This window comes from Dolomitihabitans soli, from assembly GCF_022213955.1.
Lineage (GTDB): Bacteria > Actinomycetota > Actinomycetes > Streptosporangiales > Streptosporangiaceae > Streptosporangium_A > Streptosporangium_A soli.
In genome coordinates, this window is the sequence record NZ_JAKNTW010000019.1 from 183,705 (window position 1) to 205,450 (window position 21,746).

The window sequence follows — 21,746 nt, forward strand, 5'->3', positions numbered from 1 at the left end:
CTGGAGCGGCTGGCCGCCGAGATCGGGGTCGATCTCGCTCGCACCGTGAGCCGGCCCACCGCAGATGAGGTCTCACCGTCTGCGGTGGCGCCGGGCGATGCGGACGAGGCGTGGGTGTGCGGGGGCCGTCAGGCCTGGTCGTGGAGCTGGATGCGGGTCGTTTCGGCTTGTTCGGCGATGGTGGCCAGGACGGGCGGGGGGACGTCCTTGTCGCGGAAGGTGTCCACGAGCTGGTCCAGTACGGCGTCGGCCTGGTGGAGGTCGCCGTCGCGGGCGTGCGCGCGGGCCAGGCGGCGCATGGTGGCGTTGAGGGTGATGTTGTCGACTCCGGCGTCGGTGCTCTCATCGAGGGTGGTCGCCACGACCGTGCCGAGTTGTTCGATGCTGGTGGTGGTTTCGGCGGGCCGGACGTCGATGCCGTTCTCGCCGAGGGTCAGGAAGTGGCGGCCGGCGTTGGTGCCCTTGACCATCAGCGCGTACACGGCCAGTGGGTGGTCGGGGTGGTCGGCGAGAAGCTGGTCCAAGGCGTCATTGCCCTCTTGCAGTTGCGGGGCGTCCGAGCCGAGCAGGGCCAGCAGGGTGCCCTGCTGGGAGCCCATCAGCAGGTCGCCGGCCTCCTGGTCGGCGTCGTCGCGTGGCGGGCTGACCTCGATGGCGTGTTCGGGTGAGGTGACGGTGGAGCCGTCGGGGGCCCGGTAGACGGCGCGCAGCCGGTAGGTGCCGGGCTGGGCGAAGGTGAGGCCGTCGGCGCCGTAGCCGAGGTAGGCGCTGTCGTACAGGGCAGGGGTGTCGGCGTTGAGGGTGACGCGGCGGTCGTGGTCGCCGCAGGCGCGGGCGATCGGACGGAAGGGGCCGGCGGCTCCGGCCGGGTCGGTGATCAGGATGGTCAGGTTGTCGCCGCGGGGATTGATGTTGGGGAAGGCGTCGGCCTGGGGGGTACTGCCGTCCAGAGAGAGCTTGAGTTCGGTGACGATGGGTTCCCCGTGGGAAAAGGTGTCGCGTCCGGACAACTCCAGCCGCAGTCCCGATCGGCCGGGCGGGGGTAGATCGATCGGCTGCGCAGCGGGGCGGTCGGCGGCGTTCTGCCCGAAGGCGAAGCCGCCCATGACGACGTCCCAGTAGAAGCCGTGGCGCAGATGCCGCAGCTCATTGTCGGTGAACCGCCAGGCGAACGCCGCCCAGAAGGCCTCCTCGCCTTTCTCTCCGTTGGGACCTTCGTATCCGTCGACGTACTGCATGAACGACAGGTCGCCGGCGCCTTGGCGCGGCCCGAGCGGCTGTGGGGGACGGGCCAGGTTCTTCTGGAAGGAGTGGTACAGGTTGAGGGCGTGGCCGATCTCGTGGACGTGGGTGCGGAGTTCCTTGCGGGTTCCGGCGTACCCCTGCTGGTGCAGGTCGGTGTAGAACAGGGCGATCCCCTGCCGCTGGAAGTTGTCTCCGGCTCCGGCGTCGAACATGATGCCCCGGGTGCCGTCGTTGTCGGCGTGGCGGGTGGCCATGAAGCTCCACAGTTTCCACTGTTCGGTGTCTTCGTGGCCGCTGAAGTTGCTGAGCATCGCGGCGTGCAGTTCGGCGTTGGACCACATCAGGTCCTCGCCCGCCGCGCCTACGGCGACCTCATTGGGGGTGCCGGAGGTGCGCAGTTCGATCCCGGCCTCGGCGTAGACCGCCTGAACGGTGATCACCCGCTTGGCCAGGCCGGGCGGGCGGGGGTCGGCGGTGGTGGCGTACTGGCCGGCCAGCTTGGTGCCCGCGATGGCGTCGACCTCCCAGTCGATGGTCCGCAGGAACCGGGAGACATAGGAGCAGGTGTAGACGGTGCTGGTGCCGTCCGTTTCGCTGATCGTGGCGGTGGCGGTGCCGCCGGGGGCGAGCTTGTCCACCGCCACCGACACCTGCCTCGCGGCGCGGAACGCGAACGTCGCGGTGCCGCTGATGGCGGCGGGCAGGGCGACGGCCTGGCCACCGTTCAACACGAAGGAGTTGCTGTACCCGCCGCTACTGACGACGAACAAATCCCCGCTGACGACCGGCAGCTCGCCCTCCAGGTCGACCCGCAGGTCGAGCCGCATGTCGCCGGTGGTACCGATGAAACGGCCGGCGGCCGGAAGCCGGGGGGTCCGATAGGGCGCGGGCAGGAAACCCAGCCCGCTGAGCACCTGCGCGAATGAGCCCTTCGTCCGCCAGCCCATATGCCAGTGGAAGATCATCGCCTGGTCGCCTTTGATGAACAGGGTCTCCTGCTGGTCTTCCGACGCCAGGTGGACGGCGTGGTCGAAGTCTCCGCTCAGCTGCTTGGGCAGCGACTTCCATCCCTGGTCGGGCAACCCGGTGATGGGTCCCTCGTACTCCACTCCATGGCCCCAACGGATCAGGACGCATTGGTCGCCCTTGAACAGCAGGGTCCGCCGGGAGTCGACCGACTCGCCCGGCAACTGCAGTGCGACATCGACCTCGCTGCGGTAGGCGGGCGGGATGAAGGGCCCGAAGTCGGGGAGGCCGGTGACCGGTCCGGTGTACTGGGGGCCGACACCCCAGAGCCAGTCCAGGCACAGGTCCCCGGCGATGAAAAGGGTGCGTTCGCGATGGACACCGCGGTCGCCGAGCTGGAAGGCCGCATCGGTGCAGCTGGCGAACGGCTCGGGCAGCCCCGCCAGATCCGTCCCGTACGCCTCTGCCAGAGGCCCCTCGAACATCAGGCCCTGTATGTCGATCTTCGCGACCTGGTCGTCGCGCAGGAAGAGCGCCTGCCATGGGTCCTTCCGCGTCGGGATGATCGCGGTGAACCCAGTGGTCTTCGTCCGTACGAACCCCATCTTTTGCGCCTCCCGGCCGGGCCCTGCGGGCCCATGCCGCTGACGCTAAGAACTCTTGCAAAAACTCACAATGAACACGAAATGTCAGGTCGGACCAAAATAAACGGGAAGAACACCTCATTTTCTTTGCGGATCACCCATTACCTCATCGGTTACCCACCCCGCCAGGGCCAGGCAGTGCACGCACCTCTCCTGAGCCGATGCGAAGCCGCAGGTCCAGGCCCAGCGAGCAGTACGGCACAGCCGGCTTCGTCACTCCCGCCCCCGGAAGCAGGGCCGCAAACAGCTCCATCGCATGGCCTCATCCGGACATCGGCGCAGCAGCCGCGGCAGCCGGTCGACGGGGCCGCTCCCGGCAGCAGCGTCGCCAGCAATTCGCGATACAGCACCTCGGGCTGTCGTCCGCGTGGGCGGCGCCGGCCGGTGCGGACTCGGTTGACGTCGAGACGCTCAGTCAACAACCGCGAGGTGGTCGGCGGCGCCCCCGTGCCACTCGATCATGAAAAGGGTGGCGTCGTCGCTGGTGCGCCCACCCCGTTCCCGCTTCAGCGTGTGGGAGAGCCGACGCAGATCCGCCCGCAGCGCCTCTGATGACTCTTCCCCCAGACGGTTGATGCAGCGGATGAGACGTTCCTCACCGAACAGCTCCCCGCCGGCGACGCGCTCCTCGATGATGCCGTCGGTGTAGCACAGCACCCGGTCGCCCTGCTGGAGCATGTGTCCTGCGATCCGGGGCACCTCACCGCCGACGCCGACGGGCAACGTCGTCGTGCTCTCCAGCCTGTGCGCGACCCGGCCACCGCGGATCAGCAGCGGCGCGGGGTGGCCCGCGTTGACTAGTTCCAGCTCACCGGTGGTGATGTTCAGGTGCATCAGCTGCGCCGTGACGAAGTGGTCGGGCCCGAACTGCTGGGAGATGGCATCGTCCATGAAGGCGTACTTCTCGGCCAGGCTGACGAACACGCGCCGGGCATGCCGGTAGGCGCCGATGGTGATGGTCGCCATCGAGGCGGCGTCCAGGCCGTGGCCCATCGCGTCGATCACGGCCACGTGCAGGATGTTGTCGTTCAGGGCGTAGTCGAAGCTGTCGCCGGCGGCGTGGTAGGCGGGCTCCAAGATGCCGGCCACCTCGACCTGCGGCACGGACATCGACAGCGGCGGCAGCAGGCTCCATTGGATCTCCGCGGACACGGTCATCGGCTCCCGACGCCGGGCCAGGAAGAATTGGTCGGTGTAGGAGTTCTTGGTGACCAGCATGTCGGCGACCAGGGCGGCGAGCCGACGCAGCAGGCGCCGGTCGTCGTCGGTGACGGCGTCCAGGGTCAGCGCCATCACCCCCACCTGATCGCTTCCGTCCAGCAGGGGCAGGTACATTCGTATGCTGCGGGCCTGTGGCACCTCGACGACTTCCATGCGGAGGAAGGCCCGGCCGGCGGGGGAGTCGGCCATCGGCTCGGGCTGGCCCACGTACAGCTTCTTGCCCGGAAGCGGCACCAGCAGCTCCTGCGTGTAGTCCTGGAGCAGGATGGAGACGTCACGGCCGCCGACTCTGGCCACTTCCTCCGCGACCAGCGGGGCGATCAGCTGCGGCGGCATCAGCCGCGCCCTGTCCAGCAGCAGGCCGAGCAGACGCTCGCCGAAACCCTCCGACCGGTCCACGATCTCCTCGCCCATGGCCGGGTTCCCCCTCGCTCCTGCACCCACGCCGATCACCGCCTCCGCACGACCTGACCTGGGAAGCCGCCGGGGCGGCCATGACGCCATGCGCACCATGTCGGCCCGCGCTGTCCACACCCCGGCCAGAGCTTCCCCTCGGCTGCGTCGCCCTGCCCTTCAGCCTCGGCGCAGGCGACGACCAGCGCATGTTCACCCGTTGGTGCCCCCGTCACTGACCGGTCGCCAGAACGGCGGGGACCCCGGGCGGTCACGTCCTCGCCGGGATGCTCCACCGTTCAAGATCAGTCTCACCGATAACCGCTGTAGCGATGTTCCCCAAAGGCGGTTTCTCAATCGTGCTCATCTGTGAACTCCCAGGTCGAGCGGGGCTTGTCGTTCCGGCGCTGCCGTCGGCCCCGTGGCTGACGCCCGTCCGACGCGACGCACAAGGAGGCCCCGATGACCGACCCCATGGACGGCTACGAGCCGTACATCGACCCCGACGACCACCGCCTTGACGTCCTGTGCCCGGTGGTACTCGATCGTCCGGCCCTGCGGGTGCACTTCGACGTCGACCTGCCGCAGCGTGTGGTCCGGGTGGACCTGGTCGTCCATGCCGGCGGGCGCCGGCCAGGGTAAGCGAGCTGGGTCCGTGCGGGTCCACGCCGCTCGACCCTTTCTACTGAGCCGGCTCGGCCGTCTCGTCAGCCGATCCGGTCTGCCCGCCGCCGAACACCTCGTTGACGAGCCTTTGCGTCGCTTTCTGGAACGCCTCGCCCAGGGACAGTGCGGCGTCGTCGACGTAGTTCAGTGAGGCGGTCAGGGTTTTGCTGCCGTCGGGTGTGCTGTACATCAGCGCGCCGTGGCCCGCCATGCCGCCGTTGTGGGTGATGACGGTGCCGCCGTTTTCGCCCGTGTTCTGCACGAACACCCCCAGGCCGTAGCCGACCTTGGGCTCCGGCGTGCACATCTCGGCCAGCAGCGGGGGCGGCAGGAGCTTGCCGCCCAGCAGCGCGGAGATGAACGTGTGCAGGTCCTGGGTGGTCGAGATCATGTCGCCGCCGCTGGAGATCCAGGAGGGGTTCTGGCGGGTGACGTCGATCGTCTTCTGCTCGCCGTCCTCTTCGTAGCGGTAGTAGGCGTGGGCGTGCGGCTCGGGGATCTCTGTCTGGGTGGTCGGCGCCATGGTGCCCGACAGGCCGAGCGGCCTCAGGATCAGCCGCTGCATCTCCTCGGCGTAGGTGCGGCCGGTGACCTTCTCGATCAGCAGCCTGGCCAGCACGTAGTTGGTGTTGGCATAGCTCCAGTCCGTTCCCGGCTCGAACCGTGCCGGTTTGGACAGCGCCAGCCGTACCAGTTCTTCGGGCTGGTAGGTGTGGAATCGGTTGTCCACCCACTCCTGGCCCGCGGTCGTGGCGGGGATCCCCGGTGCGTACGTCCCGTCGTCGTAGTATTCGCCGGTGTGGTTGAACACCCCGCTGGTGTGCTGCAGCAGCATCCGCACTGTGATCCGCCGGTCCAGCCCGAATTCGGGCAGGTAGTGATCCGCCGGGGTGTCCAGTTCGATCTTGCCCTCGGCGACCAGTTGCAGGACGAGGGTCGCGGTGAAGGTCTTGGTGTTGCTGCCGATCCGGACGTGTCCGTTCGTCGGGGGCTTCGCGGTCCCGCCCGGCTCGGCCGCCCCGGCGCTGCCGATCCACTCACCCTGCTCGTCGTGGACGCGCAGCGTCACCCCGGTGAAGCCGGAATCGACCATTTCCTCGATGGTTTTCTGCAGTTCCGGGCGGTCCTGGTCGGTGAGGGTGGTGGACATGGTGGTGTGCTCCTTTGGAACTGGTACGAAATTCACCTGAACGGGTGGGGTCGCCGCGTCTGAGGGGTGCTTGTCTTACAGGCTGCGGGCGGTGATGTCGCCGTAGGCGGTGGTCGCGTGGATGGTCAGGGCGGCCTCGGCGCCGTCGGTGTTCTTGAGCGCGTTGTGGATCCGGCCGTAGGTGGTACCGGCGTCCAGGGTGGCGGAGGCTCCGCGGGCGGCGCCGACGGAGATCTCGCCGGATTCGGTGCGTAGCGTGAGGGTGCCGCGCACGGCCTCGGTGATGTGGAGGTCGCCCTTTTGGGTGCTGATCTCTGCGGGGCCGTTCAGGCGGCCGACGGAGATGTCGCCGGACTGGAGGGTGAGGCGGGCGCTCGCGGCTTCGTCGAGCTTGATCGAGCCCTGCGCGCCTTCGAAGGTTATGTCGCCGAGTCGTCCGACGCCTCGGAACTCGGCGAGGGCCGTCTTCGCTTCGATGCGGGAGCCGGCGGGCAGTTGGACGGTCACTTCGATGGATCCGGAAGGGCCGAGGATCTGGTTCTTCGCCTCCGGGGCCTTGATCTGCAGGACGCCGTCGCGGTAGGTGACCTCGGTCTGTTCCGCCGTCTTCACGTCGCGGCTCTTGGAGGCGTTCGCGGGGAGGATTTCGACTGTGGTGTCGGCTCGGTCGGCGGCGATGAGCTGGATGCGGCCGGCGGGGATGTCGAGGATGGCGGTCATCGGGGTGGGGGTGTCGAACTTCTGCATCGTGTTTTCCTTCGGCTTGTTGTTTCTGATGAGGGAAACACTACGTTGCATTTCCAGATGAGGCAACCGATTCATTGCGTGCACTGGCCATCGTCGCAGGTGTAGGTAGGTGATTCGTTGCAATGGTTTCAGAATCTAATGCAACAACGCTCATCTGTTCGTTGCAATGGATTGAGGGTGAACGCTATCGTGGAGACACCGCAGACCGCGACAGCGTCACCTGAGCCACCTTCAGATCACGGGCAGGCAGCCTCGGAGGCCACCCCCGGGACATCGGCCAACTTCGGGACACACCCCAACCACCGGTCCGCCTTCAACCACACCAACAGCGCCAGCAAACCGCCGCAGCCGTAGCCCGCTCCGCGGTCGCCGTCGCTGCTGGCCGCGTTGGCCTGGTGCCGTACCGCTGAGCCCGCCGAGACGCTGCATACGCCGCTCACCCACTGCTTGACGGCACGTCACCACCTACGTACGCTTTTCCGTAATTACGGAAAAGCGGAGGAGGTTACGTGAAGGATCGTCTGGCGGCGCTGGAACGGCGGCTGGCGCTGCTCGCGGCGCTCGTCGGCGGGCCCCGCAGCCGGGCCGAGTTGCAGGAGACGCTGGGCGGCGAGAGCTCGACCGGCCACCTGTACCACCACCTGCGCGAGCTGCAGCGGGCCGGACTGATCACGCAGCGGCGGCGGGGCGCGTTCGAGGTCGTCGCGCGGGCTGTCATCCCGCTGCTCGCCATCCTCGCCGCCGCGCTCGACGCCGGCCCGGGCACGCTCGCGGACGAGCCGGGACAGGAGCCGGAATGACGCCATCACGACCCACCGAGGCGCGGCGGGCATGGACCTCGGGGCATGTCGAGGAGGCCGCGCGGCTGGCGGCCGAGGCAGGGGACCAGAACCTGCTGGTTCTGGCCGACCTGGTACGCGGCCGGTTCGAGCGGGCGCTGGCCCGCTACGAGTCCCTCGCGGGCGGGCTCCGGCTCCGCGCGCTCGACGAGCCGGTGGCGCACGCCTGGCTGCACCTGGACCAGGTGGACCGGGCCTGCGAGCACTTACGCCGCCGGCGCCGCCGCATCCCGCCCGATCTGGCGCTGCGGCGCGACCACCCGATGATGGTGAAGGCGGCCGAGCCCGTCCGGCTCCCGTTCGGCGACCACCCGCTGGCCGCGTACCTGCCCGCCGTCGAAGGCACGCTGAACGGCCACCGGACCCTGCTCCACCTGGACACCGGGGGCACGTTCCTGGTGATGGGCACCGAGCGGGCGGCGGCGACGGGCATCGAGACCGTGCCGAACGGGCGCCGCTTCCACGGCGTCACCCGTACGCCGGTCCGCACCGGCATCGCCCGCGAGCTGGCCCTCGGCGGCGCGATGCTGACGAACGTGCCCGTGGACGTCGTCCCCACCCTGACCGGCCCCCAAGATCTCGTGATCATGGGCACCTGCCTGTTGCGGCGTTTCCTGCCCACCATCGACACCCCGGCCGGCCACCTGCTCCTCGCCCCGTGCGGGCACCGCTCCCCGCCCGACGGCACCCGCGTGCCCTTCTACCTGTGGGGCGACCACTTCATGTTCGCTAGGGGCGGTTATGGCCACCACCGCGACCTGACCTTCTTCGTCGACTCAGGCCTGGTCCACGTGCTGGAGGACGAGGACGGTACGACCCGGCAGGCGGCCGTGCTGGCCACCAGATCCCAGTACCGCTCGTGGGGAATCCCACGCGCCGACCTCGCCGCCACCCACCTGAAGGCGGCCCATCCCCTGCGGCTGGGGGCGCTGGAGCAGCCGGGGCACCTCATGTCGGTCGCTCCCGGCAGGACCGCGCCCTGGTCCCGGTTCGGCGGCGTCACGATCGACGGGCTGCTCTCGCAGGCGTTCTTCGCCGAGTACGCCTGGACGCTGGACTTCGACCGGCACGAGTACACGTTCCGATCCTGAGCCTCAGCGCTGCGCCGGCTCAACGACCCCGACGCCGGGGTGCTGGTCCTGGGCTCCATGCCCTACATCGGCTCGGTCCGCGACCTGACCTACAGCGTGCTCGACGCGCTCGGAAAAGTCCTGCCCGAGCGGGTCGACGGACGCCTGCCCAGGCTGACGTGGGAGTGCACCGTGTCCTGGACGCTCGGCTACCGGTTGCACGCCGTGGTGGTCAACCGCGCCCACACCATGCCCTCCAGCCTCTACGACGCGTTGCGCGAGCTGGTCGCCCAGACCCATCCCTCACGGGCCCGGCCAGCGCAGCGATCGCCGCTGTTGCAGGTGGCCGGGGAAGGCCTTCCCCGGCCACCTGCAACAGCGGTCGGGGAGAGTCGGCCATGGTGCGCCGCTGCCCGTGCGAGGGTGAAATCGAGATCCGGTGGGTGGTGCTCGAGCCCGCCGGGTACGCCGTGCTGAGTCCGGAACCCGGGGGACCATCTGCGGACGCAGATCGCGCACCGATTAGGTTTCCGCGCCGGGCCCGTCTGTACGTGTGAGATCGACTCACGGGAGGTTGGCACGATGCGGAAACTGATCTTCGGCATGAACGTGACCCTGGACGGCTACATCGCCGCGCCCGGCGACGACATCGGCTGGGGCGGGCCGCCGAGCGACGAGCTGTTCCAGTGGTGGCTCGACGGGGAGCGGGCGAGCGGCCTGTCGCTGTACGGGCGCAAGCTGTGGGAGACGATGAGCTCCTACTGGCCGACCGGCGACCAGCAGCCCAACGCCACCCCGGCGGAGATCGAGTTCGCGCGGAACTGGCGGGACACGCCGAAGGTTGTGTTCTCCTCGACGGTCGACAAGGTCGACTGGAACACCCGCCTGGTCACCGGCGACGCGGTCGCCGAGATCACCCGGCTCAAGGCCGAGGACGGCGCCCCGATGGGCATCGGCGGCGCAACGCTCGCCGGGGCGGCCATGCGGGCCGGGCTGATCGACGAGTACGCCCTGGCCACCTACCCGGTCCTGGTGGGCGGCGGCACGCCGTTCTTCACGGCGCTGGACAGCTGGGTGAACCTGACCCTGGTGGAGACGCGGACGTTTCCCGGCGGCGTGGTGCTGACTCGATACGAGACGAGGCGATGAGCACGGGCCAAAATGCTCGGCTCGTGAGGCCGGGTCGAAATCCTTCCTGGCGTGCTCACCGTGACCCTCGGCGATGAGGGAACCTTTTCCCGGCCCTTCCTTGCGTTCCGAGTGAGCTGTTGACCGACTCGCTGGAGATGAGGACGACGGCGTCGTTGATCATGACGATGTTCTTCGGGGCATAAAGATGCCCCGCCGGCAACGCCGGCGGGGCGGTGGTGTTCGAGTTGTCGCGTTGGTGTTCAGCTGGTCGGGGTGCTCATTCCGCGGTGACTTCGGTGATGGCGGCCCGTGCGCTGGATTCGTCGACGATGGGGACTTGTCTGATCACAGTGTCGGGGGCAGGCCCAGCCATGGTTTGTCGGTGGCGTCGAATCCGGTGAGCTCGGCGATCTTCCCGTCGACGATGTGCAGGACCGCGATGGTGAACAAACGGTACTCCGGGTCGCCGGGGGTGCGGAGGTACAGCGCGGCGGCAGGCATGCGGTTGACCGTCGTGGCGATGCAGCGCCAGTCGTCGTAGCCGCGCTGGAAGAGCCCAGCGGAGACCCAGCCGTCCACCGCGTCTTTGGCCGTGACGATCAAGGTGCCCGGCTCGGGCAGCATCGCGAAGCGCAGGTCGTCGCGCAGTAGGGACATCAGCCCGTCGAGGTCGTTGCGCTCATGGGCGTCGATATACGACTTCACCACGCCGCGCTCGTCATTCGACAGCTCGTGGGTGGCGGGGCTCCGCCAGTCGAGGCGGCGGTCGGGTAGCTGCTCACGCATCGTCACGCGCGCCCGCTGCAGTGCGCTGGTCACCGATGCGACGGTCAGCTCGAGGGCGTCGGCGGCCTTCGACGCCGGCCAGCCTAGGACGTCGCGCAGGATGAACACCGCCCGCTGCCGCGGTGGCAGGTGCTGGACGGCGACGATGAACGCCAGCTCGATCGTCTCCCGCGCCACCACCGATTCCTGCGGGTCCTCCGGGAGCATCCGGTCGGGGTACGGCTGCAGGTACAGCATCTCGGAGCCGGGGTCCGGCAGCTCGGATGGTATGGGTGTGCGGTCGTTGCGCTTCTCCAGGAAGTCGAGGCAGGCGTTCGTCGCGATCCGGTACAGCCAGGTCCGCAGCGCGGCATGGCCCTTGAACGACTCCCGCTTGTTCCACGCTCGCAGGAACGTCTCCTGCGTCATGTCCTGGGCGTCCTCGTAGTTCGCGAGCATCCGGTAGCAGTGCACCTGCAGCTCACGGCGGTGGCGCTCCGTGAGGAGTGCGAAACTCGCCGTGTCGTCTGAGCGGACCGCCGCGATGAACGTGGCCTCGTCGGCGCCCAGCAGTCTGGCGTCGGTCATGGTCATCAATCCTTCCACCGGTGCGAGGGGCTACCAGAACTGACGACGTGGCGGAGGATTTCTGATCGGTGAAGCCGCTGACACCAGGCCGTTCGTCAGGCCGGGTGGGTCGGGTCGATCCAGGGGACGTGCAACCTAAACGCCCAGCGCGGAGGAACTCGCCGCCCGCATGGTCACGCACTGATCAGAATCACCGCAGGTCAACATATCCGCCCGAAATTTCCTGAGAACTACGGGGACCCCGTACGTGCGTGCTCGGAAAGAGCATCTGTCATCGCCTGGCTCCATTACCGGCGCTCTGCTCGGCCGCCTCCTGCTCGGCGTCATGCCGAACCTGGTCCTCATCCCCATCCTGGCCATCGTCTTGCTGATCTCGGCCATCGAGATGGCCCGCCACACCGGCACGCGTAGTCGAAGGTGGTCAGCAAGTGGTAGAAGACCCACGTGCCGATCATGCCGTCGTTCTCAGAGCTCACCGAATGAGACAGCTGTGCTCACCAACGGGTCACGAGATCGCGGTTCTACCAGTCGTCGGGGTTGGCTCGCACCTGGCTCATGTCGCCTGCCCGGAGTGCCTTGGCCGGGGCGACAAAACCGCAAAATGCCCCCGTCGCCCCACTCCCACATGTCGGATTGGCCGGACTACCCCCGGGGCGTTGCCTTGGTCGTCGTCGTTTGCGTCGCAGGGATAGCGGCCACGACGTCGATCTCCACCAAGAAGTTGCCGAGGAAGGACCCGACGGTGGTGCGTACCGGGTAGGGGGAGCTGAAGTACTCCCCATAGACGGCGTTGAAACCTGAGCGATCACGCTCCGGTTCGTGGAGGTGCACTGTCGCCTTCACGACGTCGGTCAAAGCGAGTCCGCCGGCGGCCAGGACGGCCTTCAGGTTCTCGATGGTCTGCCGGGTCTGTTCCTCGATCGTCGTGCCGATCGCTTCTCCGGTCACGGGATGGTGAGGGGTTTGACCAGCCGTGTACACGAATCCGTTGACGGCGATGGCCTGGGAGTAGGGACCTGCCGGGCGCGGAGCGAGGTCGGTGCTGATCGTCTGGATCGACATGTGGAGCCTTCGGCGTCGTGGGTGGGGTGGCTAGAGCACCTTGGACAAGAAAGCCTGAGTCCGTTCGTGCTGAGGGCAGTCGAGCAATTGGCTGGGGGGGCCGCTCTCGACGACGACACCGTCGTCCATGAACACCACCTGGTCACAGACCTGCTTGGCGAAGCCCAGCTCGTGGGTGACCACGACCATGGTCATACCGGCCTCGGCGAGGTCGCGCATCACGTCGAGGACCTCCCCCACCAGCTCGGGGTCCAGAGCCGAGGTGGGCTCGTCGAACAGCATGAGATTCGGCTTCATGGCCAGTGCCCGGGCGATGGCAATCCGTTGCTGCTGGCCACCGGAAAGTTCTTGGGGGTACGCGTCGCCGCGGTGCCCGAGCCCGACCCTGTCCAAAAGCGTCTGAGCCTCGGCGGTGATCTCCTTGCGGGGACGACGCTGCACCTGAATCGGCGCCTCTACGACGTTCGCGAGCACAGTCATGTGCGGGAACAGGTTGAAGCGCTGGAAGACCATGCCGACGCTGAGTCTCGACTTCGCGGTCTCGCGCTCCTTCTTCTCGTAGAGCTTCCCGTTGCGCTCGGTGTAGCCAACGAGCTGCCCGTCGACGTAGAGCCGCCCGGCATCGACCTTCTCCAGGTGATTGATGCACCGCAGGAAGGTCGTCTTGCCTGAACCCGACGGCCCGATCAGACAGGTAACTGAACCTTTGGCCACTTCGAGGTTGATGCCCTTGAGGATCTCCGTGGAGCCTAGGTTCTTTCGAACGTTCTGGGCTGCCACCATCGGGGTGCTCATGAGGCCGTCCTCGTTTTGTGGCGTACACGCCGCGGTGGTGTGTCGAATCCGCGGCCGTAGCGGCGCTCGATCTTGTTCTGGAAGAAGGACAAGATCGTCGTCATGAGCAGGTACCAGAGACTGGCGACGATGAGCAGCGCGATCGTCTGATAGTTCGCCGCGTAGATGATCTGCGCGGAGTAGAGCAGGTCGGAGATCGCGAGCACGCTGACCAGCGAGGTGCCCTTGAGCATCGAGATGACTTGATTGCCCGTCGGGGGTAGCACGACCCGCATCGCCTGGGGTAGCACGATGCGCCGCATCAGTTTGCCGCCGCTCATCCCCAGAGCTCGTGCGGCTTCGGTCTGACCGCGGTCGACCGATCCGATTCCACCTCGGATGATCTCCGCCATGTACGCAGCCTCGTTGAGCGAGAGGCCTAGGAGGGCCGCCCCGAGCGGGGTGATGAGCTGGTTGGCCGAGGCGATCCCGATCGAAGGCCCTCCGAAGGGGACTCCGATGCTGATGATGGGGTACAGCGCGGCGATGTTGTACCAGAAGATCAGTTGCACCAACAGCGGTGTACCGCGGAAGAACCAGATGTAGCCGCGACTCAGCGTGCTGACGATGGGGTTGGCCGAGAGACGCATGATCGCCAGGACCGTGCCCAGGAGGATGCCGGCTGTCATGGAGATCAAGGTCAGCAGGAGCGTAAGGCCGGCTCCGGCCAGAATCTGATCGTTGAACAGGTAGGAGCGAACGACCCCCCATCGGTAGTTCTCGTTGGTCGCCACGCTGAAGGCGACAGCTGCTGCCACGACAAGCAGCACGATTGCTACGGCCAGCCGGACGTTGTGCTTGAGCGGCACCACCGTGGTCGCCTCGTCCGTGGCATCACGAACCGCCGCATCGGGAGTGACCGTTCCTGGGGACCTGGACTGCTTCTGCATGTCAGGCACCACTACTGAGCAAAGTTGACGCGAGCGTCGGTGATTGCTGCGCTTTCGATGCCGTACGTGCTGAGCACCTTTGCATATCCCTCGCTCTTGATCACGGCGGCCACGGCAGGACCGACTGCATCGATCAGGCCCGAGGACTTCGGCATGCCCACACCGACGGGGTCCACGCCGTAGTTGGCGACCACCTGGATCTGCGGGTTCTGCGTCGCCGCGTAGCCCATGATCGGCGAGTCGGCCAGCACCGCATCGAGTCGTCCGCTCGTGAGGGCAGAGATGGCCTGACGAGTGTCCTGGTACTGGTACGTGGTGATGTCCTTCTCGCCCTTGCTGGCGCACTCCTTGTTGTACTTGGGAACGTGGGTCGTCAGCTGGTAGGAAGCGGTAAGGAAACCGACCTGCTTCGCGCACAAGCCGTGCTCGTCCTTGATGCCGACCGGATTGCCCTTCGCGACAGCGATGGAGTTGCCGATGGAGAGGTAGTCGACGAAGTTGAGGACCTTCATCCGCTCCGCGGTGGGGGTCATCGACGAGACCGTCATGTCGTATCGGCCCGCCGCGAGCCCCGGAATGATGGAGTCGAAGTTGGCCACCTCGATCTGTACCTCAACGCCGAGCGCGTCACCGATGAGGCGAGCGATGTCGGGGTTGATCCCCGTCATCTCCTTCGTACCCTCCTTGTAGTACTGCGTGGGAGGCTCGTTGGTGGGGATGGCGACCCGAAGGACCTTGCTGGACTTGATCGAGCCGGGCAGCAGTCCCGCAGCCTTCGAGTCGGCAGCCATGGACGGCGCCGACGCCGACGCCGACGATTTGTTGTCGGTACCTGAACCACAGGCTGCGAGCAAGGAGAGGAGGGGCAGCGCGACGGCCGTGGCCACGACGGCCCGGAGGCGACTAGGGCGCTTGATGGTGAAGAGGGTGTTCATCTGAAACTTCCATTGCACTTGGTGCTGCATGGCGGACCTAAATGTGGGTGCTTGTGGGGCGTGCCCGGGGGCCGGGTGCGTCGCTACGGTGTCGCAGCAGGTCCCTGCCTCGGGTCCGCAGTTCCTTGATACTTGTGACGCCGAGGAGCATCATCGTTCTGGTGATTTCGGCGCGAAACAGGTTGAGGACGTGCTCCACGCCGGGCTGCCCGGCGGCCGCCACGCCGTAGAGGTAGGGCCGGCCGATGGCGCAGGCATCAGCCCCGAGCGCGAGGGCCTTCACCACATCGGTGCCGCGACGAATGCCACCGTCGACGATGATTTCCACGCGGCCTGCGGCCTTGTCGACGATCTCGGGCAAGACGTCCAGCGGTGCGGCCATGTGGTCGAGCTGGCGGCCGCCATGGTTGCTCACCTGGACGGCGTCGATGCCGATTCCAGCGGCGACCAGGGCGTCATCGGCGCTGACGCAGCCCTTGACGATGATGGGACCGCGCCATCGCTCGCGCAGGTCCTCGATGTCCCTCCAGTCGGTTGGCTCGTAACTGCCGGCGAGGAGTGAGCGCCACATGTCCGGCGTGCTCGTGAGCGGGCCGGTCGAGGCCTCGCCGCTCAGATTGGGGAAGGCGATCGCGTCACTGGCCAGGAAGCGCAGGGCCCATCGAGGGTGCAGCGCCCCTTCGATGACGGTCTTGCCGCGGATCGACGGCGGAGCCGTGAATCCATTGCGGTAGTCGCGCTCGCGGTGCCCGATCGCCCGGCAGTCCACGTTGATGATCAGACCTTCGTAGCCGGCGCTTGCCGTCCGGTCGACGAGCGCCTGGAGCAGGCCCTTGTCGGTCGTGAGGGAGAAGTTGAAGAACCGGCGCAACGAGGGCGCAGCAGCGCTGACGGCCTCCATGGGCGTATTGCTCAGGCCCGCGAGTCCGAAGGGCAGGCCTGCCTTTTGTGCTGCCAGGGCCACTGCGATCTCGCCTTCGGGGTGAAACAGGCGAGTACCACCGGTGGGTGTGAGGTACAGGGGCATGGAAGCCGGTCCGCCGAGCAACGAGCTGCTGATGTCGAGGTTCGCAACAGAGCCCCACCTCGGGACGAATGACCAGTCGGAGTAGGCCTCCTGGTTGCGTCGCAGCGAGGCCTCGTCCTCTCCCCCACCTTCCATGTAGTCGAAGATGCTCTTGGGGAGCCGGCGGGCCGCGATGCGGCGGACGTCTTCGACACTGAAGCAGCTCCTCTCGAGGCGCTCGGAGACGGATCTGGCGGGGGCCTGTACCGAGGCCAGGGTCCGCAGGTCCTTGAACTTCACGTAGTACCTCTCTGGTGAATGTGGGGTTGGCCCGCCCCAACAATGACTTTCGTCACATCCAAGGTAAATGTAAAAATGTCCAGAAACTACGCATCATGATTGTGCTAGCGTCCAAGCCCATGGCTGATGGTGGGTTGCATCCGCGACAGTCGACGGCGGTCAGCGTGACGCACGGCTCTGACGAAGCGAGATCGATCGTTCGCCTGGCCGACTGCGTGAGACTCATGCAGTCCGACCTCGTACACGCCAACCCCCGCTCGGACACCACCGAGCGGCCCGTCACTGACGTCATGCTCTACGACCCCGTCGACGACTGGACGAGCCTGGACGGGCGCATCATCCTCGCGGTCGGCTGCACCTACGGCTCGCCTGAGTTCGACACACTCCTGCAGCGAGCTGCTGCGGGAAACGCCGCGGCCGTCGTGGTGAAGGCGTATAGCGCAAACCTCCAACTCCTGGGCTCAGCCGCCGACAGGCACAGCATGGCGATGCTGGTCGCCCCCCACGACGCCGACTGGGCCCGTCTGGCCGCCCTCGCGAGATCTGCCGTCGTAGGAGCCGCAGTCGACACCGTGTCAGGGGTCCGGCTCGGTGACCTGTACGCATTCGCCAACGCCATCGCATCGATCACCGACGGCGCAGCCAGCATCGTGGACACGTTCGGCAATGTCGTCGGCTACTCGACGTTGCCCGGACAGCCGATCGACGAGATCCGGCGCCTTACTACCCTGACCCTGCAGGAGGCCGAGCCCCCCGCATTCGACCCGGGCTTCAAAAAGGTCTACGCCTCTGACAACGCATTGGTCATGCCCTCCCCCTACGCAGGGATGGACCGACTCGCGTTGGCAGTGCGGGCAGGCGGAGAACTGCTCGGGTCCATCTGGGTCATCGACCCCGGCGATGAGAAGCGGGCAGCCGCGCTGCAGGCCTTGGACAGGATGGGGGACCTGGCGGGTTTGCATATGCTCCATGCGCGTTCAGAATCTGACTTTGGTCAACGGCGTAGCAGCGATCTGATCCGCACGCTCGTGGACGATCCGCCCAGCGCTCCCTTCGCAGCCGCCCAACTGGGGCTGGATGGCGCCCACGAGATCGCGGTCGCCGCATTCAGCATCGTTCGGCCCGAGCGCGGAAACCTCGACGCGGTTCGGGAGGTCCGACGTCTGCTGCATCTGATCACGACCATCTGCAATGTCCAGTTCGGAACAAGCCACAGCGCGGTCATCGACTCGGTGGTCTACGCCTTACTGCCCGCCGACGGCGCGAACCCCAGAGCAACGCAACGGCGGGTGATCGAGGAGATCTGCACCTACGCGCACACAATCACAACGTGTCCCCTCATCGCCTCCGTTGGCAGCATCGCGCCGAAGATCGAGCAGGTGGCGCAGTCCAAGGACGAGGCATTGGAGACGCTGCACTACTTGGGCAAGCTGTATAGGAGGGGCGCATGGCCTGACACCCAACACATCTCCGGGATGTACGAAGATCACAGGGCACCGCTCAGCCTGTTGAAGATCGGTCACTTCGTCGCCGACGCAGGCCTGCACTTCGACGATGGAATCGACCGTCTCAGACGACATGACCAGGAGCACGGCACTGACTACCTGCCGACGCTGCTCGCGTACTTCGTCCACAACACGAACATCTCCGCGATGGCTGCGAGCCTGCAAGTGCACAACAACACCGTGCGCTACCGGATGACGCGACTGGCAGAGGAGTTCGAACTGGATCTGGAGGATCCGAACTCAAGACTCTGGGCGTGGCTGCGCTTGTCCATCTCTGAGCTGTCCGGCGCTCCCTAGCCAGGGCGAACGGACGACAGCGGCCGGCTGGGTCACTTGAAGGTGGTCTTGGTGGTAGTGCACAGGCTCTCGCACGCATCCTGAAACTTCACAGGTGTAGCCGGCATCAGCCGGGTGACCACCCCCGGACCGTATCGTCGCCGCCGTATCACTAACCGGATCCTTCGCTCGCGGCGTGCGACCTCGTGTCGCACCTTGTCATAGCGGGTGGGCGCAGCCCGTCCAGCATGAGGGTGATGACATCGTCGGCCTCGGCCCGCCAACCGGGGCGGTCATGGGCCGCGCTGATGCCATGCAGCGCCATCATCACGGCACCGGCATCCACGTCGTCGCGAACGGTGCCGTCCCGCACGGCGGCGGCCACCAGGTCGGTGACAACCTGCTCCAGCGCCCGGCCGCCCTCGGCGAGGGCACCCGAGCGATCGGCCATGAGCGTGGCCAGCGTCCGGGCCAGGCCCTCGTGGGCATCTATGTGGTCGACCATGCCGCGTAGGAAGGTCGCCAAAGCCTCCGCCGCGGGCAGCGTGGCCTGTAGTTGGCGGGCGCGGTCGCACAGCGCGGCGACTTCCCCGTGGTAGACCGCCTCGGCCAGTGCCTCCCGGGTGGGGAAGTGGCGGTACAGCGTGCCGGTGCCCACCCCTGCCAGGCGGGCGAAGTCATCGAAGCGCAGGTCGAAGAAGTCGCCGGCGTCGAAGACCTCTCGTGCCTTGGCGATCAGGACATCGCGGTTGCGTTGGGCGTCGGCCCGCAGCGGCTTGTCGGCGATCATGCGCTCCCTCGCATTGACAAGTGGAGATGACCTCCATATTTTTTGAAAAGTGGAGATGACCTCCAAATCGATCGTACCCCACGAGGTGCAGCGTGAAGATCCTGATGTTCGGCCGAGGCGTGATCGCCACCATCTACGGCTGGGTTCTGCAACAGGCGGGACATGACGTCGAGTTCTACGTCCGACCGGGTCGCGCGGCGACGTACGGGGACGCGGTGGACCTCGACCTGTTCGATATGCGGCGCCGAGTGTGGGGGCAGCGCGTCGTCGAGAAGTGGCCGGTGCGCTACCGCGAGGCGCTGGAGCCGGACCACGACTTCGACCTGATCGTGCTCAGCGTGCCCCACCATCGCCTCGCGGGCGCGACGGCCTTCCTGGCCCCGCGTGTCGGCCAGGCCACGGTGCTGATCTTCGGCAACCTCTGGACCGAGCCGCTCGCCGCCATCGGCGCACTCCCCGCCGACCAGATCGCCTGGGGCTTTCCCCAGGCCGGTGGCGGTTTCGGCGCGGACGGCGTACTCCACGGGGCACTGCTGCCGTCGGTCGTCTTCGGCACACTCGACCGGCCCCCGACCAGCCGGGAACGGGCCGTGCGCCAGGCGTTTCGCGAGGCCGGGCTCCGGATCAAGGAGCGGCCTGACTTCCGCGGCTGGCTGTGGGTCCATTTCGCGTCGGATGTCGGCATGTTCTCGCAGGGCCTGCGGCTGGGATCCCTGTCCCAACTGGCCGGGGCAACGGGCGACCTGCGCGAGGCGCTGCTGGCCGGCCGCGAACTGCTGCCGCTCCTCCAGGCGCGCGGCCTCGACCTGCGACGGCACCGGGGCGGTGTGCTGCCGTTCCGGGCGCCCACCTGGCTGACGGCACCCGTGCTCGCCTGGCTGACCGCTCATGTCGCGCCCGCGCGCGTGAGCCTCACGGCGCACTCCGACCCCGACGCCGAGGAGCCGCGTGAGGTCTGCCGGGACACCCTCGCCGAAGCGCGACGGTTGGGCATCTCGGTACCGCGACTGGAAGCGGCGGAACCGCACTTCGCCCGTGAGGGGACGGGTCGAGTCTGAATCCACCGATGTTGTCGGTCCCCGGTGGTCCGTTGCGGCTCCTTGCTCGTGGCTGGCCACGAGACGACGGCGAACATGATCTCGCTGTCGACCGTGGCGTTCCTGCGCAACCCGGAGCAGATGGCCTTACAGCCTGAAAGGATCACGCTGATCGGTGCTCAGCGCCGAACTCCTCGAACGTGCTGACGGGGCGGAAGCCAAGACGGGCGGCGAGTTTCAGAGATCGCTCGTTCGCGGTCTGGGTCACGACCAAGACCGGCTGGTCTGGGAGTTCGTCAGTCGCAGCGCGCAACGCGACCGTTGCGGCCTCGAATGCCACCTGCGTCGGCCGATTCCTCAGCGCCGTCTGCCCCGAGCAGATCGTCCTGCGCCACACCAAGTGGTGTCGCCCCCCGGAGGGGAATACGCGTGAGACGGCCCCGCCTGTCCAGCGCCGTAACGCGAGCGATGCCTCCTGACGAACTACCGGCGTCACCGTTGACCAAGCGTAGGTTAGTGGTGCGGTCGTTGGGCATGCGGCCACCGTTCGAGACGGGCGGGCACCGGGAGCGCAGACCGGCTGCGATGCCGTACGACTTCCGCGATTCGACGCCCGCGCTGCCATCATCTGTGCGCGGCGCTGCTCAAGCTGTCGCCGAGCGCGGTGGAGCATGCGCGGCCTGTCCGACTGAACGCGCCATGTGTCGTCATGATCACGAAGTGTGCCCGAAACACTAGACGTGGGCAGGTTTGATCTGCTTTGCTCCTGCGGACCGTCTGCCCCGCGCGAGCTCGCGATGCCTCATGGCAGGCGGCGTCCCTTGGTCAACAGAAAGAAGCGCATGCAGATTCGTAGCAAGGTTGCCGCCGCAATCGGCGCGGCCGTAGTTCTCGCCTCGCCCGTGGTCACCGCCTCGCCCGCCAGCGCGGCCGGCCCCTGCGGAAGCGGCTACAGCCGGGTCGGAACGTATAGCGTCATGGATGGAGGCACGAGGAGAGGCACCCTCGAAGTTCATTACAATGCCGGCACAGGAAAGAATTGCGCGCTCACCTACGGCTATGGCAGCTATTACGGCGCAGAAACCCTCAAGATGGTACGTGTGAGCCTGACGGGTGCACCGTCCCATTACGACTACGACGAGGGGTTCTATAAGTATTACGCGGGACCGGTATACATCTCTGCCGAGGACTCGTGCATCGACGTCGTCGCGCAGGCGGGCGTGGCCAGACGCGCGCTCAACGGCGTTCACTGCGGCTAAGGACTCGCGGCTCCAGCGTGAAGTCGAGGACTGGTCAGGCGTGCCATACACCATCCGATCGCCGACGGGCCTGAGACGCGGATAGCGGATAGGACGCACGGCCACCGCGATATGTATCGCCATACAGGGCGTATTCCAGCCGGAGTACGCCCTGTTCACCAAATGGACCGCACAAGGAAGCCGAATCCTTGTCCCGCGCATCCGAAATCACGGTGATACCGGTCTCTTCGCGGATGGCCGCCCGGGGGATGGACTCGCCGCGGTCTGTGGCGCCGCCGGGTAGGGCCTCATTGCGGCTGTCGGAGCGACGGATCAGTAGCAGCTCACAAGGGCGCTCATCCTTCGGTGACCAGCGTCTACCGGATCCTGGCCGACCGCGGGATTGCGACCGGCAGCTGATTGCTTGCTCGGGTGGCGATCATTCGGC

The 21,746-nt window shown here is 67.0% G+C and carries 19 protein-coding genes; 8 read left to right on the forward strand and 11 right to left on the reverse strand.

Annotated features, from left to right (window positions below):
* Positions 1–128: 128 nt before the first annotated feature.
* Positions 129–2,816, reverse strand: a complete 2,688-nt coding sequence (locus MBA17_RS31070) for a zinc metalloprotease (RefSeq protein WP_238500303.1) — start codon at positions 2,814–2,816, stop codon at positions 129–131.
* Positions 2,817–3,266: 450 nt separating this feature from the next.
* Entirely contained in the window at positions 3,267–4,490 is a 1,224-nt protein-coding gene (locus tag MBA17_RS31075; protein WP_238500304.1) for a PP2C family protein-serine/threonine phosphatase, read from the reverse strand.
* A gap of 441 nt (positions 4,491–4,931) precedes the next feature.
* Here MBA17_RS31075 and MBA17_RS31080 point away from each other — a divergent pair, with 441 nt between their 5' ends.
* Entirely contained in the window at positions 4,932–5,111 is a 180-nt protein-coding gene (locus tag MBA17_RS31080) for a hypothetical protein (protein ID WP_238500305.1), read from the forward strand.
* Positions 5,112–5,151: 40 nt separating this feature from the next.
* On the opposite strand, the gene MBA17_RS31085 is transcribed toward MBA17_RS31080, so the two are convergent.
* Positions 5,152–6,285 carry a serine hydrolase domain-containing protein gene (locus MBA17_RS31085; protein ID WP_238500306.1) on the reverse strand — a complete coding sequence of 378 codons (1,134 nt, stop codon included), beginning with the start codon at positions 6,283–6,285 and terminating at the stop codon, positions 5,152–5,154.
* A gap of 75 nt (positions 6,286–6,360) precedes the next feature.
* Positions 6,361–7,032, reverse strand: a complete 672-nt coding sequence (locus MBA17_RS31090) for a DUF4097 family beta strand repeat-containing protein (RefSeq protein ID WP_238500307.1) — start codon at positions 7,030–7,032, stop codon at positions 6,361–6,363.
* Positions 7,033–7,541: 509 nt separating this feature from the next.
* On the opposite strand from MBA17_RS31090, the gene MBA17_RS31095 reads away from it, so the two are divergent.
* The 4 genes from MBA17_RS31095 to MBA17_RS31110 all read left to right on the forward strand — a co-directional run bounded on the left by MBA17_RS31095 (position 7,542) and on the right by MBA17_RS31110 (position 10,090).
* On the forward strand, positions 7,542–7,832 hold the full coding sequence (locus MBA17_RS31095) for a helix-turn-helix domain-containing protein (RefSeq protein ID WP_238500308.1): 291 nt from the start codon (positions 7,542–7,544) through the stop codon (positions 7,830–7,832).
* A complete protein-coding gene (locus tag MBA17_RS31100; protein WP_238500309.1) occupies positions 7,829–8,962 on the forward strand; it encodes a retropepsin-like aspartic protease in 1,134 nt (377 codons plus the stop codon). Before MBA17_RS31095 ends, MBA17_RS31100 begins: the two co-directional genes overlap by 4 nt.
* Before the next feature lie 57 nt (positions 8,963–9,019).
* Positions 9,020–9,418 carry a hypothetical protein gene (locus MBA17_RS31105; protein ID WP_238500310.1) on the forward strand — a complete coding sequence of 133 codons (399 nt, stop codon included), beginning with the start codon at positions 9,020–9,022 and terminating at the stop codon, positions 9,416–9,418.
* Positions 9,419–9,523: 105 nt separating this feature from the next.
* Positions 9,524–10,090 carry a dihydrofolate reductase family protein gene (locus tag MBA17_RS31110; RefSeq protein WP_238500311.1) on the forward strand — a complete coding sequence of 189 codons (567 nt, stop codon included), beginning with the start codon at positions 9,524–9,526 and terminating at the stop codon, positions 10,088–10,090.
* A 327-nt stretch (positions 10,091–10,417) separates the two neighbouring features.
* Here the strand turns inward: MBA17_RS31110 and MBA17_RS31115 are convergent, their stop codons facing one another.
* The 6 genes from MBA17_RS31115 to MBA17_RS31140 all read right to left on the reverse strand — a co-directional run bounded on the left by MBA17_RS31115 (position 10,418) and on the right by MBA17_RS31140 (position 16,452).
* Positions 10,418–11,425: an RNA polymerase subunit sigma-70 gene (locus MBA17_RS31115; protein WP_238500312.1), complete on the reverse strand. Its 1,008-nt coding sequence runs from the start codon at positions 11,423–11,425 to the stop codon at positions 10,418–10,420.
* A 642-nt stretch (positions 11,426–12,067) separates the two neighbouring features.
* The gene (locus MBA17_RS31120; protein ID WP_238500313.1) at positions 12,068–12,487 is read right to left on the reverse strand and encodes a RidA family protein; all 420 of its coding nucleotides are present in this window, start codon (positions 12,485–12,487) and stop codon (positions 12,068–12,070) included.
* Positions 12,488–12,517: 30 nt separating this feature from the next.
* Positions 12,518–13,282 carry an amino acid ABC transporter ATP-binding protein gene (locus MBA17_RS31125; RefSeq protein WP_274386212.1) on the reverse strand — a complete coding sequence of 255 codons (765 nt, stop codon included), beginning with the start codon at positions 13,280–13,282 and terminating at the stop codon, positions 12,518–12,520.
* Positions 13,279–14,211 (reverse strand): amino acid ABC transporter permease, encoded by a 933-nt coding sequence (locus MBA17_RS31130; RefSeq protein ID WP_238500314.1) that lies wholly within the window; start codon positions 14,209–14,211, stop codon positions 13,279–13,281. The genes MBA17_RS31125 and MBA17_RS31130 overlap by 4 nt, the downstream gene beginning before the upstream one ends.
* 11 nt (positions 14,212–14,222) lie before the next feature.
* Positions 14,223–15,146, reverse strand: coding sequence for a transporter substrate-binding domain-containing protein (locus tag MBA17_RS31135; protein WP_238500315.1), 924 nt, complete (start codon positions 15,144–15,146; stop codon positions 14,223–14,225).
* 37 nt (positions 15,147–15,183) lie between these two features.
* Positions 15,184–16,452, reverse strand: coding sequence for an alpha-hydroxy acid oxidase (locus MBA17_RS31140; protein ID WP_238500316.1), 1,269 nt, complete (start codon positions 16,450–16,452; stop codon positions 15,184–15,186).
* A 119-nt stretch (positions 16,453–16,571) separates the two neighbouring features.
* Between MBA17_RS31140 and MBA17_RS31145 the strand changes: the two genes are divergently transcribed.
* Positions 16,572–18,254, forward strand: coding sequence for a PucR family transcriptional regulator (locus MBA17_RS31145; RefSeq protein WP_238500317.1), 1,683 nt, complete (start codon positions 16,572–16,574; stop codon positions 18,252–18,254).
* 151 nt (positions 18,255–18,405) lie between these two features.
* On the opposite strand, the gene MBA17_RS31150 is transcribed toward MBA17_RS31145, so the two are convergent.
* Positions 18,406–19,023 carry a TetR/AcrR family transcriptional regulator gene (locus MBA17_RS31150; RefSeq protein ID WP_238500318.1) on the reverse strand — a complete coding sequence of 206 codons (618 nt, stop codon included), beginning with the start codon at positions 19,021–19,023 and terminating at the stop codon, positions 18,406–18,408.
* 92 nt (positions 19,024–19,115) lie between these two features.
* On the opposite strand from MBA17_RS31150, the gene MBA17_RS31155 reads away from it, so the two are divergent.
* Positions 19,116–20,081: a ketopantoate reductase family protein gene (locus MBA17_RS31155; RefSeq protein WP_238500319.1), complete on the forward strand. Its 966-nt coding sequence runs from the start codon at positions 19,116–19,118 to the stop codon at positions 20,079–20,081.
* A gap of 800 nt (positions 20,082–20,881) precedes the next feature.
* Positions 20,882–21,319 (forward strand): hypothetical protein, encoded by a 438-nt coding sequence (locus tag MBA17_RS31165; protein ID WP_238500320.1) that lies wholly within the window; start codon positions 20,882–20,884, stop codon positions 21,317–21,319.
* The last annotated feature ends 427 nt before the right edge of the window (positions 21,320–21,746 follow it).

Bases quoted from the DNA above. Each gene is read 5' to 3' on its own strand.
- MBA17_RS31130 (WP_238500314.1), bottom strand. From the start codon at position 14,211: ATGCAGAAGCAGTCCAGGTCCCCAGGAACGGTCACTCCCGATGCGGCG.
- MBA17_RS31085 (WP_238500306.1), bottom strand. From the start codon at position 6,285: ATGTCCACCACCCTCACCGACCAGGACCGCCCGGAACTGCAGAAAACC.
- MBA17_RS31150 (WP_238500318.1), bottom strand. From the start codon at position 19,023: ATGATCGCCGACAAGCCGCTGCGGGCCGACGCCCAACGCAACCGCGAT.
- MBA17_RS31120 (WP_238500313.1), bottom strand. From the start codon at position 12,487: ATGTCGATCCAGACGATCAGCACCGACCTCGCTCCGCGCCCGGCAGGT.
- MBA17_RS31105 (WP_238500310.1), top strand. From the start codon at position 9,020: ATGCCCTACATCGGCTCGGTCCGCGACCTGACCTACAGCGTGCTCGAC.
- MBA17_RS31080 (WP_238500305.1), top strand. From the start codon at position 4,932: ATGACCGACCCCATGGACGGCTACGAGCCGTACATCGACCCCGACGAC.
- MBA17_RS31075 (WP_238500304.1), bottom strand. From the start codon at position 4,490: ATGGGCGAGGAGATCGTGGACCGGTCGGAGGGTTTCGGCGAGCGTCTG.
- MBA17_RS31100 (WP_238500309.1), top strand. From the start codon at position 7,829: ATGACGCCATCACGACCCACCGAGGCGCGGCGGGCATGGACCTCGGGG.
- MBA17_RS31070 (WP_238500303.1), bottom strand. From the start codon at position 2,816: ATGGGGTTCGTACGGACGAAGACCACTGGGTTCACCGCGATCATCCCG.
- MBA17_RS31145 (WP_238500317.1), top strand. From the start codon at position 16,572: ATGGCTGATGGTGGGTTGCATCCGCGACAGTCGACGGCGGTCAGCGTG.
- MBA17_RS31110 (WP_238500311.1), top strand. From the start codon at position 9,524: ATGCGGAAACTGATCTTCGGCATGAACGTGACCCTGGACGGCTACATC.
- MBA17_RS31135 (WP_238500315.1), bottom strand. From the start codon at position 15,146: ATGAACACCCTCTTCACCATCAAGCGCCCTAGTCGCCTCCGGGCCGTC.
- MBA17_RS31115 (WP_238500312.1), bottom strand. From the start codon at position 11,425: ATGACCGACGCCAGACTGCTGGGCGCCGACGAGGCCACGTTCATCGCG.
- MBA17_RS31125 (WP_274386212.1), bottom strand. From the start codon at position 13,282: ATGAGCACCCCGATGGTGGCAGCCCAGAACGTTCGAAAGAACCTAGGC.
- MBA17_RS31090 (WP_238500307.1), bottom strand. From the start codon at position 7,032: ATGCAGAAGTTCGACACCCCCACCCCGATGACCGCCATCCTCGACATC.